This is a genomic window from Sphingomonas sp. PWP1-2 (genome assembly GCF_049898305.1).
In the GTDB taxonomy this organism is placed as follows: Bacteria; Pseudomonadota; Alphaproteobacteria; order Sphingomonadales; family Sphingomonadaceae; genus Sphingomonas; species Sphingomonas glacialis.
Genome location: NZ_JAFCXM010000003.1, coordinates 411,704 through 422,544, shown reverse-complemented (window position 1 = coordinate 422,544; position 10,841 = coordinate 411,704). Strand labels below are relative to the sequence as shown.

The 10,841-nt window shown below is 68.5% G+C and carries 9 protein-coding genes and 1 other RNA gene; 1 reads left to right on the top strand and 9 read right to left on the bottom strand.

Annotated elements, in window-relative coordinates:
* Positions 1-48 precede the first annotated feature (48 nt).
* The 8 genes from ACP7C5_RS10465 to ACP7C5_RS10430 all read right to left on the bottom strand — a co-directional run bounded on the left by ACP7C5_RS10465 (position 49) and on the right by ACP7C5_RS10430 (position 6,905).
* Positions 49-372: a YbaB/EbfC family nucleoid-associated protein gene (locus ACP7C5_RS10465; RefSeq protein ID WP_133186755.1), complete on the bottom strand. Its 324-nt coding sequence runs from the start codon at positions 370-372 to the stop codon at positions 49-51.
* The gene (locus ACP7C5_RS10460) at positions 369-2,021 is read right to left on the bottom strand and encodes a DNA polymerase III subunit gamma/tau (protein ID WP_426264184.1); all 1,653 of its coding nucleotides are present in this window, start codon (positions 2,019-2,021) and stop codon (positions 369-371) included. The genes ACP7C5_RS10465 and ACP7C5_RS10460 overlap by 4 nt, the downstream gene beginning before the upstream one ends.
* Before the next feature lie 79 nt (positions 2,022-2,100).
* Positions 2,101-3,627 (bottom strand): ABC1 kinase family protein, encoded by a 1,527-nt coding sequence (locus ACP7C5_RS10455; protein WP_426264183.1) that lies wholly within the window; start codon positions 3,625-3,627, stop codon positions 2,101-2,103.
* Positions 3,628-3,894: 267 nt separating this feature from the next.
* Positions 3,895-3,992, bottom strand: an RNA gene (ffs, locus tag ACP7C5_RS10450) — signal recognition particle sRNA small type.
* Between the two features lie 66 nt (positions 3,993-4,058).
* The gene (locus ACP7C5_RS10445; RefSeq protein WP_426264182.1) at positions 4,059-4,274 is read right to left on the bottom strand and encodes a hypothetical protein; all 216 of its coding nucleotides are present in this window, start codon (positions 4,272-4,274) and stop codon (positions 4,059-4,061) included.
* A gap of 44 nt (positions 4,275-4,318) precedes the next feature.
* The gene (locus ACP7C5_RS10440; protein WP_426264181.1) at positions 4,319-4,651 is read right to left on the bottom strand and encodes a 2Fe-2S iron-sulfur cluster-binding protein; all 333 of its coding nucleotides are present in this window, start codon (positions 4,649-4,651) and stop codon (positions 4,319-4,321) included.
* Positions 4,648-5,790: a cysteine desulfurase family protein gene (locus ACP7C5_RS10435; protein ID WP_426264180.1), complete on the bottom strand. Its 1,143-nt coding sequence runs from the start codon at positions 5,788-5,790 to the stop codon at positions 4,648-4,650. The genes ACP7C5_RS10440 and ACP7C5_RS10435 overlap by 4 nt, the downstream gene beginning before the upstream one ends.
* A complete protein-coding gene (locus tag ACP7C5_RS10430) occupies positions 5,748-6,905 on the bottom strand; it encodes a cysteine desulfurase family protein (RefSeq protein ID WP_426264179.1) in 1,158 nt (385 codons plus the stop codon). The genes ACP7C5_RS10435 and ACP7C5_RS10430 overlap by 43 nt, the downstream gene beginning before the upstream one ends.
* 42 nt (positions 6,906-6,947) lie before the next feature.
* On the opposite strand from ACP7C5_RS10430, the gene ACP7C5_RS10425 reads away from it, so the two are divergent.
* The gene (locus tag ACP7C5_RS10425) at positions 6,948-7,604 is read left to right on the top strand and encodes an alpha/beta hydrolase (RefSeq protein ID WP_133186743.1); all 657 of its coding nucleotides are present in this window, start codon (positions 6,948-6,950) and stop codon (positions 7,602-7,604) included.
* A 259-nt stretch (positions 7,605-7,863) separates the two neighbouring features.
* On the opposite strand, the gene ACP7C5_RS10420 is transcribed toward ACP7C5_RS10425, so the two are convergent.
* Positions 7,864-10,770: a M16 family metallopeptidase gene (locus ACP7C5_RS10420; protein ID WP_426264281.1), complete on the bottom strand. Its 2,907-nt coding sequence runs from the start codon at positions 10,768-10,770 to the stop codon at positions 7,864-7,866.
* Between the last annotated feature and the right edge of the window lie 71 nt (positions 10,771-10,841).

Genomic DNA, 10,841 nt, shown 5'->3' with positions numbered 1-10,841 from the left:
ATCACCCGCCTCCCAAAAACGAGCGAAGGCCCGTGGCGTACGGGCCGTTCAGAACGGGAGCTTGAAGCCCGGCGGCAACGGAATGCCGCTCGTCATCTTCGCCATTTCCGCACCCGATGCCGCATCGGCCTTGACCTTTGCGTCGTTGAACGCCGCGATCACCAGATCCTCGACCATCTGCTTCTCGCTCGGCTGGAGCAGCGACGGGTCGATCTCGATCCCGATGATCCGCCCCTTGGCCGAGGCGCGGACCTTGACGAGCCCGCCGCCGGCGGCGCCCTCGACCTCGATCTTGTCGAGCCCGTCCTGCGCCTTGGTCAGCTCGGCCTGGACGTTCTGCGCCATCGCCATGATGTCTTCGATGCTCTTCATACGGTATTTCTCCTTTTTTCGAGCAAGCTCTTGATCTCGGTCTCGGGCAGCTCGGCGCCCGGGAAAGCGGCAAACGCCGCTTCGATCATCGGGCTTGCCAAGATGCTGGCCTTGAAACTCTCATATTGGGCTGCTTCGGCCTCGCGCAATGTCGGCCGGCCGGGTTTGGGCGACGTCGTGATCTTCCACGCGCGGCGCGTGAGCGCTTTGAGCGCGGCACCGAGATCACCGACCAGATCGGCCGGCAGCGGTCGCGCGTTGCTCAGCACGAGCTCGGCCTCGACGATGCTGATCACGCTCGCATGATGCACGATCCGCGACGACAGCGCGAGTTCGCCGGCATCCTCGAGCAGCGCGACGATCCCCTCGACCGTGCTCGGCAAGACCGCCTCGGCGGCGGGCGCCTGCGCCGGTGCGGCGGCGGCTTGCGCGACCGGCGCCGCTATCATCGGCGCGCCCGCCGCGATCATGCGCGCGAGCTCGCCCGGATCGGGCAGGCTCGAGGCATGGACGAGCCGCAACAACGCCATCTCGCACGCCTCGATCGGCATCGCCGCGCGGGCGACTTCGTCATGGCCCTTGAGCAGCAACTGCCACAGCCGGTGGAGCACCGCGAACGACAGCGTCTCGGCCCAGCCGACCAGCGCCTCGCGCTCTTCGGTCGCCTGCCCCGCTTCCTGCGTCGCGCCGAGCTTCACCAGCGTCGTCGCATGGACCGTTTCGAGGAGCCCGCGCAGTACGCCGAGCGGATCGACGCCGAGATCGTATTGCCGGCGAAGCGCGGCAAGCGCGCCAACGCCGTCGCTCGCGATCAGCAACGCCATCAAGTCACGGATCGCACCGCGATCGGACAGGCCGAGCATGTCGCGCACCGCCGCCGCACTCACCGCGCCGCCGTCCATATCGGCATGCGCGATCGCCTGGTCGAGGATCGACAGCCCGTCGCGCGCCGAGCCCTCGGCCGCCCGCGCGATCAGCCCCAAGGCCTCGGGCTCGGCCTCGACGCCTTCGGCCTTCGACACGCGCGCGAAATGCTCGGCGAGCTTCTCGGCCGGGATGCGCCGCAGATCGAAGCGCTGGCAGCGCGACAGCACCGTCACCGGCACCTTGTTGACCTCGGTCGTCGCGAGCACGAACTTCACGCCCTCGGCCGGCTCCTCGAGCGTCTTGAGCAACGCGTTGAACGCGTTCTTCGACAGCATGTGGACTTCGTCGATGATGTAGATCTTGTAGCGCGCGACGAACGCCGTCATCCGCGAGGCATCGATCACCGCGCGCATGTCGTCGACGCCGGTATGGCTCGCGGCATCCATCTCGATCACGTCGATATGCCGCCCCTCGGCGATCCCGACACACGGCTCGCACACGCCGCACGGGTCGATCGTCGGGCCGCCGGTGCCGTCGGGCCCGATGCAGTTGAGCGCCTTCGCCAGCAATCGCGCAGTCGACGTCTTGCCGACGCCGCGCACGCCGGTCAGCAGGAAGGCATGCGCGAGACGCCCGCGCCGGATCGCATTGCCGAGCGTGGTGACCATCGCATCCTGGCCGATCAGCTCGCCAAAGGTCTGCGGTCGATATTTGCGCGCGAGGACGCGGTACGCGTCCTTCGAGGCGGTGACGGGAAGGTCTAGATCGAAGGAGTCGGACATCGCCGGGCGGTCTAGCGCGGCGGGCGCGCCGTGTCGAAGGGTTGGTGCGCGACGCGGCGATTAGCGCGCCCTGCCCCGCTCAGACAAGGAACAGCGCCGCCGCAATGATCCCCGCGGCAACGAGCACCGCGGCCGCGATCCAGCGCCCCACCGTCAGGATCGCTGCCGCCGGATCGCTCTGCACCGGTCCGGCGGGGTCCGCCTCGAGCCGGCGGACCGCCGCGCGGACGAGCCGCGGCGCATCGTCGCCGAGCTTGATCACCTCCCACGCAAGCGCCTGCACGACCGGCGCCCAATGCTCCGACGACAGCCGCGCCTTGACGATTCGCAGTGTCGCGCGCTGCATCGCCGCCGAGAGATCGAAATCGGGCTCGATCGCTTGCAACACGCCGTCGATCGTCACCAGCGCCTTGAAGATCAGCAGCAGATCGGGCGGCATCGTCATGCCCTCGTCGCGCATCAGCGGCAGCAGATCGCCGACGATCGGCGCCAGCAGGACGCGACCGCCGCCGTGACGGACGATCAGCCGTTCCGCCGCCGCCTGCACGCGCTCGCGCGGCACGCCGCTTCCAGCCGACCACACCGCCAGCACATCGGCCAGCTGCGCCGGATCGGACCGCGACAGCGCTTGGACGAAACCGATGAATTCCTCGCGCCGCCGCGGCGAGACATGGCCGATCATCCCGAGATCGAGCAACGCGATGCGATTGCCCGGCAGGCACAGCAGATTGCCTGGATGCGGATCGCCGTGGAAGCGTCCGTTGACGAGCACCATGTCGAGCACGAGATCGGCCCCGAGCGCGGCGATCGCGCTCGGATCGATCCCGACGGCACGCAGCGTCGCGCCGTCGCGCGGCGGCACCCCCGCGACATAGTCCATCACCAACAGCGTCTCCGACGTCCATTCCCAGTGGATCTGCGGAATGACGATCCGCGCATCGTCGGCGAAATCGGCGCGCAGGCGGTCGGCGTTGCGCCCCTCCGCGGTGAAATCGAGTTCCTCGAGCACCGCCTCGGCCAACTGCCGGATCATCTCCGACGGCCGGAAACGCCGCGCCTCCGCACTGCCCGTCTCGGCCAGCGCGGCGAGGTGCGCGATCAGGCGGAGATCCGCCTCCATCCGCGGGCGGATGTCTGGGCGCCGGATCTTGAGCACGACCGCGCTCCCATCGGTGAGCGTCGCGCGGTGCACTTGCGCCATCGACGCCGCGGCGAGTGGCGCGGGATCGAAGGTCGCGAACGCGGTTTCGGGCGATTGGCCGAGCGCCGCCTCGACCGCCGGGCGCAGCGTCTCGAACGGCAACGTCGGCGCACGCGAATGGAGCAGCTCGAGTTCGGCGATCCATTCGGGCGTCAGCAGATCGCCGCGAGTCGCGAGGATCTGACCAAGCTTGACGAAGGTCGGGCCGAGTTCCTCGAGCGCGAGCCGCGTCCTGCGCGGCAGCGTGTTGGGCTCGTCGGGCAGCGCCGCATCGACCGGCGCGCGCGCGAGCCCGAGCTGCGCGAGCAATACCCCGAGCCCGAACCGCGACGCCACCTGGACGATCTCGCTCAGCCGCTGACGGTCGCGCCCGGCGACGAGAATCGTGGAGATAAGGCCAGTCATGCGGAAAACTCGCGATTGCTTCATGATCGAAACGATGCTGCCGCGGCGAAGGTTGCGCAGGGCGTAGCGCGTTGAAACCGTGATGCGGCGCGATCGGTCGACCGACGTGTGTGCGCCGCAGCGGCGGGAGGGTCGGTTCCAGGCTTTGCTGCGGTCGGGCGGTTGAGCGGCGGCCCGGCTAAGCCGTGTCGTCGGACGGCGCTGGAGGCGCCGCCGGCCGCGCTTTCCGCGACCTCGCGCTACAACTGCGGTGCAGCTTGGCGGCTGCGCGGTGGGAGCCGGAACGACCCGTAGCGAAATCGTTGTGGCTGCTTCCTTCCGGATCTGACCAGGTTGGCGACGACTACGTCCGCCCGACTCCCGCGGCGCATATGGCGGGGTCGGGCGGCGGGATCAAGCCCGCTTTATCGGCGGGGCTTGCCTAGCCGGTCTCAGTAGCGGACCGTGCGGCACGTGCGGATGCGCTTGTGATGGCGATAGGTCACCTTGCAGACGCGGCGCGTGTGGTTGCGATAGCCATTGTGGCGCTCGGTATGGACGGTGCGGGTCACGACGCGGTCGTGGCGGTTTTGCTGCGCGCTGGCGGCGGCGGGAACGAGGGCAGCGGCGGCGATCAGGCCAGCCGAAACAAGGGCTGCGAACTTCATCAAATCTCTCCCAGTGGGTACCAAGGGGTACGGGAGCGTAATGATCAACGGCCCTGCATGTTCCGAACTTCGCCGGGAATCCGTACGGTTAATTGATTTAAATCAGGCGCGAGCAAGATCTGGCACGCGAGCCGGCTGGTCCGCGTTGCACCGGCCGCGAGGTCGAGCATATCCTCTTCATCCTCGCTCGGCGGCGGGAGCTTGGCGAAATCCTCGGCCGCGACGATGACGTGGCAGGTCGAGCAGGCCATCTGTCCTTCGCACGTGCCCTCGAGCGGTTGGCCATCGGCCTGCGCGACCTCGAGCAGCCGCGCGCCGGGCGCGGCATCGACCTCGCGCAGTGTCCCGTCGATTCCGATGAAGCGTACCAGCGTCATGCCGCAATTCCTCCCGCGATCCGTTGCGCATCGGTCGCTGCCACGATCCGGTCGATCGCCTCTGCCAGCTCCGCCTCGGGCGTGTAGCGACCAAAGCCCAGCCGGATGCTGGAGCGCGCCTGCGCTTCGGAGAGCCCGATCGCGCGCAGCACATGGCTCGATCGGCCAGAGCCACTCGCACACGCCGACCCCGCCGAAAAGGCGATATCGCGGAGGTCGGACATCAGCCGCGCGACATCGAGCCCATCGCGGCGGATGTTGAGATTGCCGTGATAGCGCTGCTCGGTCGATCCGTTGATATGCCACTCGGGGCCGAGGCGTTTGGTGGCGAGCGTCCACAGGCAGTCGACCTTGAGCGCGTCGGGATATTCCTCCGTCTGCAGCAGCCGCGCCGCTTCGCCGAACCCCGCACACAGCGCAGGCGACAGCGTGCCCGATCGTCCCGCAGCTTCCTGCGCGCCGCCATGCAGCAACGGCGCGAGCGCGACCCCCTTGCGGATCCACAGCGCCCCGATGCCCTTGGGTCCATAGACTTTGTGTGCCGACAGCGCGACGAGGTCGCAGCTCGACGGAATCGAGATACGTCCGAACCCCTGCACCGCGTCGCACAGCATCAACGCACCGGCGCGATGCGCGAGCTCGGCCAGTTCGGCGATCGGCTGGACCACGCCGATCTCGTTATTGACCAGCATCGCCGCGACGAGCCCCGTCCCCGGCCCGATCGCCGCCTCCGCAACGCCCAGATCAACGAGCCCGTCCGCGCCGACCGGCAGGATCGTCACCGTGCGGCCGCGCGCGCGCTCGGCCTCGACCGTGTCGAGCACGGCGGCATGCTCGGTCGCGAGCGTGACGATCGGCCCTTGCGTGCCCTTGATCGCCCAGTTGAGCGCCTCGGTCGCGCCGCTGGTGAAGGCGATATCGCCTTCGGCCACGAAATGGTCATCGATCCGCGACCGCGCGACCTCGACCACCGCCTTGGCCTTGCGCCCTGCGGCATGCGCCGAATGCGGGTTGGCGTGCTGGTCGCGCAGCCACGGCAGCATCGCGTCGAACGCCTCGGGCGCGAGCGGCGTGGTCGCTTGGTACTCGAGATAGATCACGCCGCAAACGCCCGCGCCGAGCGGGCGACGCTGCGCCATTCGGCGATGAAGCGGTCGACATCGGCCTCGGTCGTCGTGCGCCCGAAGCTGACGCGCACCACCTCGCGCGACGCCTCGACGCTCCACCCCATCGCGCCGAGCACATGGCTCGGCTTCATGCTCCCCGAAGAACACGCGCTCCCCGCCGACACTGCGATCCCCGCCATGTCGAAGCGGATCAACTGCGTCGCCGCTGCCATCCCCGGCATGCGATACGCGCCGATCGCCGGATGCCGCGGCGCGTCGGCAGCGACAAGCTGGCCGCCCGAGCGTGCGATCGCGTCATCGAGCTTCGCGCGCAGCGAGCGCATCTTGGCGACATCTTCCGCCTCAGCCAAAGCAGCAGCGAAACCGAGCGCGGCAGGCACATTCTCGGTCCCGCCGCGATAGCCGCGTTCCTGCCCGCCAGTCGGGCTGAGCGTCGCAATATCGCGCACGAGCAGCGCGCCGATCCCTGGCGGGCCACCGCGCTTGTGCGCCGAAATCGCCAGGAAATCGGCATGCTCGACGACGTCGCCAGCAGCGCTCTCCGGCATCTGGGCGCCATCGACCAGCAGCAGCGATCCCGCGGCATGGACGATCGCGGCGATCTCGGCGATCGGCTGCAGCACTCCCGTCTCGCTGTTGCACCACTGCACCCCGACGATCGCGCGTTCGCCGTCGAGCATCGCGGCAAGCGCGGTCAAATCGAGCAACCCTTGTCCATCGACCGGCACCACGCCGGCATCGCCGCCAGCGCGAATCACCGCGTCATGCTCGACCGCCGAGATCAGCCGCCGAGCCGCCACCGCGCGCCCGAGTGCGATTCCCAGCGCCTCGCTCGCCCCGCTCGTCAGGATCGTCTCGCCGCCCCAACGATAGGCCGCGCCGATCCTCGCCCGCGCCGCCTCGAGCGCCGCGCGCGCCGCGCGACCCTCGGCATGCGGCGAGGACGGGTTCGCCCAGCTGCGCATCCCCGCCTCCCCCGCGGCGATCGCGGCCGGCAGCATCGGCGTCGTCGCCGCGTGATCGAGATAGAGGCGGGAAGCGGGACGGTCGGTCAAAAGCGGGGCGGCTCCGTTAAGATTGCGAAAAGCAGGGTCATGGCTATATAGCGCACAAGCTCCCGCGCCCATATCCTACGGGCCGCGCCCCACATTCTACAGTCAGCAGGTCCGATGCCAGAAGTCATTTTCCCCGGCCCCGATGGTCGCCTCGAAGGTCGTTTCGTCCCCGGCCCGCGCCCGCGCGCGCCCGTCGCGATGATCCTCCACCCGCATCCGCAAGCCGGCGGCACGATGAACAACCATATCGTGATGGAGCTCTACAAGACCTTCCAGCGCCGCGGCTTCGCGACGCTGCGCTTCAATTTCCGCGGCGTCGGCAAGAGCCAGGGCACCTTCGACAACGGCGTGGGCGAGCTGTCCGACGCGGCGTCGGCGCTCGACTGGGTGCAGAGCTTCCATCCCGAGGCGCAGACCACCTGGATCGCGGGCGTCAGCTTCGGCGCGTGGATCGGCATGCAGCTGCTGATGCGCCGCCCCGAGATCCGCGGCTTCATCTCGGTCGCGCCGCCGGCGAACATGTACGACTTCACCTTCCTTGCGCCGTGCCCGGCGAGCGGGATCATCATTCAAGCCGAGAATGACGAAGTCTCGCCCCCGCTCGCAACGCAGAAGCTGGTCGACAAGCTGCGCACGCAGAAGCACATCACGATCCACCACGACACGATCCCCAAGGCGAACCATTTCTTCGAACACGAAATGCCGCAGCTGATGGGCAGCGTGGACAAGTATCTCGACATGCGGCTCGATCCGAACTCGCCGATCCGCTGACCCTCGAACGTCACCCCGGCCTTGTGCCGAGGTCCACCACGCCCCTCGCGCCGCCGTCGTAGCACGCGCGGCGGGGTAGACCCCGGCACAAGGCCGGGGGTGACGCGTTGGGGCGGTACCGATCCGCTCACCCCCGCCGGCCCCGCAGTCCAAACCCGTCACCCCGGGCTCGTCCCGGGGTCCACCGCTCTACACGCGCTGCAGACGCAGCACGCGCGGAACGGTTGCCCCCGGCACAAGGCCGGGGTGACGTGAGGGCTTACTTCTTCCCCTCGCCCGCCGGCACCACCTGCAACGTCCAGTCGCGATCGGGCCGCAGATACTTCGCTGCGGTCTCCTGCAGCTGCGCCGCGGTGATGTTCGAGATATCCGAATAGAGATGCATCAGCGCATTGATCCGCGTCGGATCATAGGTCGCGCCGTCGAGCTGGTTCATCCAGAACTGGTTGCCGGTCGACTGGCGCTGGATCGACTGCTGCATCGGCCCGATCGTCCGCTTGAGCTCGTCGGCGTCGATCGGCGTCGACACCAGCTCGGCCGCAATCTCGCGCGAGAGCTTGAAGAACAGCGGAATGTTCTCGGGCGCGACCTGGCCGATCGCGGCCATCTTGCCGCCGGTCGCGAAACCGGTCGGCCAATCGCTCGATACGTTGGGGCTGTAGCTCGCGCCCGCCTGCGAGCGCAGCCGGTCGAACAGACGATCGCTGAAGATCGCCGCGAGCACTTCGAGCCGCCGCGCCTCGCTCAGCCCGGCGACGCCGCCCCCGGTCGGCCACGCGATCACCGCCGCCGACTGGTTCGCCGGGCCGTCATGCGTGCGCGTGACGGGCGTGGTGTTGTGCGCCGGGAAATGCGGTGGCGGGGTCTGCTCGGTCGCCGCAGTGCGCGGCGGGAGCGCGCCGAGCGTCTTCTGCACCGCCGCGATCGCAACGTCGGCCTTGATGTCGCCGAACACCATCACCTCGACCGGCCCGGTCTTGAGCAGCGGCTCCCACAAGGCTCGGAAGGCGGCAGGCGTTGTCGCGTTGATCGCGGCAAGGCTCGGCGTACCCCAGCGCGGATCGCCATCGCGCAGCAAGCGATCGAGATCGCGCGACAGCACGCCGGTCGGCGACGCATTCGCGCCGGCATAAGATGACACCGCGACCGCGCGCGCGCGCAGCACCGGCGCCGGATCCCACGCCGGCGCCGACATGGCGGCAGCGATCAGCTTCAACTGGTCGTCGAGATCGGCGGGCGAAGTCAGCGCATTGTAGAGAAAAGCGTCCTCGTCGATTCCGAAATCGAGCCCGATCCGCCGCCCCGAGGTCAACGCATCGAGATCGCCCTGGTTGAGCTTCCCGATGCCGCCCGCGGTGAGCGCGAGATCGGCCGCCCAGGCCGGCGTCTCCTTGTTCGACGGCAGCGCGTTATAGCCGCCGCCGAAGCGCACGCGGACATAGACGCGGCTGTCCTCCGACGTCGTCGGATAGACCAGCACGCGCACGCCGTTCGACAGGTTGTACTCCTGCATCTCGAACTCCTTGATCGGCGTGTTCGAGACGATCGTTGCCGGCGCGCCGAGCTTGGGCAGGCTGGCGAAGGTCACATTGCCCTGCCGCGTGCGTTTCCCCGCGAGCCCCTTCACATCGACCTTGAGCGCATTGGCAAGCGTCGTCTCGAGCCCCGGCTCGGCGGTCGGGGTCGAGATCAGCGCGCGCGTCGCGGTGCCCTGGAACAGCCGCTTGGTCGCAGCGAGGATCTTGTCGGGGGCGAAGAAGCCCTTCTTGACCGCATCCTCGAACACGCCCTGGATCACCGCCGGCGAGGTCGTCGTCTCGCGAATGTCGAGCGCCTGGACCATGTCGTCGGCTTCCTTGCTACCGGCTTCGGCGCGATAGGTGTCGACTTGCGTCTTGAACGACACGCGCTGCTCGGCGAGCTCGCGCTCGATCTCGGCCTTGGTCGGCGGCGAGGCCTGTGCATCGGCGATCACCGCGCGAACATCCTTCAACGCAGGATCCCAGGCAGAGCCGACCGGCAAGATCGTCACGAAGGTGCCGTTGGCCGAGCGCGACGGATCGTCGAGCCGCACTGCGGCGGCAATATAACTGCCGCCGGAGCGCGCGCGCGTCTCGAGCCGGCGGTTGATCACCGCGAGCGCGATGAAATCGGCGAGCCGCTTCTGGTTGAAGACGATCGTATCGTCGTTGTACTGCCACGGCCGCACGATCGCCATTTCGATCCGCGTCGGAATGCCGGGCTCGACCACCGCCTTGGTGGTGGTCTGCTTGGGGTCGGGCTTGCCGAAATCGGGGTCGGCGGGATTGGGGCCGATGCCCTTCCACCCGCCGAAATTCTTCGCGACCATCGTCTCGAGTTTGGCGGGATCGAAATCGCCCGCGATTACGACGAGCGTCCGCTCGGGGCGATACCAGCGATCATGGAACGCGCGAACGGTGTCGGCGGTCGCCGCCTCGAGCTCCTTGACGTGGCCGATCGGCGAACGATCGGCGAGCGGCTGCCCGGCGAAGAACGTCTCGTTGAGCGCATTGATCACGCGCACTTGCGGCCCCGGCTGCTCGCGCTGTTCGGCGAGCACCGCGGGCCGCTCGGCCCCCAGCGCGGTCGCGGTGATGTTGGGGTTGGAGACCATCCCCGACAGGATCTTGAGACTCTCGTCGATCCCCGCCTCGGTCGCGCTCGGCAAGTCGAGCTTGTAGACCGTCTGCGTCGGCGTGGTCTGTGCATTGGTGTCCGAGCCGAAGGTCGTGCCCATCCGCTGCCAGATGCGCTTGGCCTCGCCATCGGGGACGTATTGCGAGCCGCGGAACGAGAGATGCTCGATGAGATGCGCGAAGCCGCGCTCGGGGTCGGTCTCGTAGAGCGAACCCGCGTCGATCCGCACGCGCATCGAGATCTGCCCCGGCGGGACGCCGTTCTTGCGCACCGCATAGCGCAAGCCGTTCTTGAGCGTGCCGAAATGCCACGCTGGATCGGGGGTAATGTCGCTGCCCTTGTAGAGCCACGCCTCGCGGCTCGCGATCGCGCTCTGCGGATCGACCGGCGTGTTGGCGGCGCGCAGTGCGGGCTGCGCGGGAGCGGTCTGGGCGACGACCTGCGGCACGGCAGCCAGGACCAGGACGGAAGCGAAGGCGAAGCGCGTCATACGCGAGGGCGAGATCATCTGGCGTAGATAGCGGCGGAATGCGGCGACCGCCAGCACCCCAGCGTTTCCATATCCACCCTTGCACCCGC

What these genes read in the sequence shown, in the direction of transcription:
- ACP7C5_RS10430 (WP_426264179.1), bottom strand. Translation starts at nt 6,905, where the DNA reads ATGGGCGCGGGAGCTTGTGCGCTATATAGCCATGACCCTGCTTTTCGC.
- ACP7C5_RS10420 (WP_426264281.1), bottom strand. Translation starts at nt 10,770, where the DNA reads ATGATCTCGCCCTCGCGTATGACGCGCTTCGCCTTCGCTTCCGTCCTG.
- ACP7C5_RS10425 (WP_133186743.1), top strand. Translation starts at nt 6,948, where the DNA reads ATGCCAGAAGTCATTTTCCCCGGCCCCGATGGTCGCCTCGAAGGTCGT.
- ACP7C5_RS10435 (WP_426264180.1), bottom strand. Translation starts at nt 5,790, where the DNA reads ATGGCGCAGCGTCGCCCGCTCGGCGCGGGCGTTTGCGGCGTGATCTAT.
- ACP7C5_RS10445 (WP_426264182.1), bottom strand. Translation starts at nt 4,274, where the DNA reads ATGAAGTTCGCAGCCCTTGTTTCGGCTGGCCTGATCGCCGCCGCTGCC.
- ACP7C5_RS10465 (WP_133186755.1), bottom strand. Translation starts at nt 372, where the DNA reads ATGAAGAGCATCGAAGACATCATGGCGATGGCGCAGAACGTCCAGGCC.
- ACP7C5_RS10460 (WP_426264184.1), bottom strand. Translation starts at nt 2,021, where the DNA reads ATGTCCGACTCCTTCGATCTAGACCTTCCCGTCACCGCCTCGAAGGAC.
- ACP7C5_RS10455 (WP_426264183.1), bottom strand. Translation starts at nt 3,627, where the DNA reads ATGACTGGCCTTATCTCCACGATTCTCGTCGCCGGGCGCGACCGTCAG.
- ACP7C5_RS10440 (WP_426264181.1), bottom strand. Translation starts at nt 4,651, where the DNA reads ATGACGCTGGTACGCTTCATCGGAATCGACGGGACACTGCGCGAGGTC.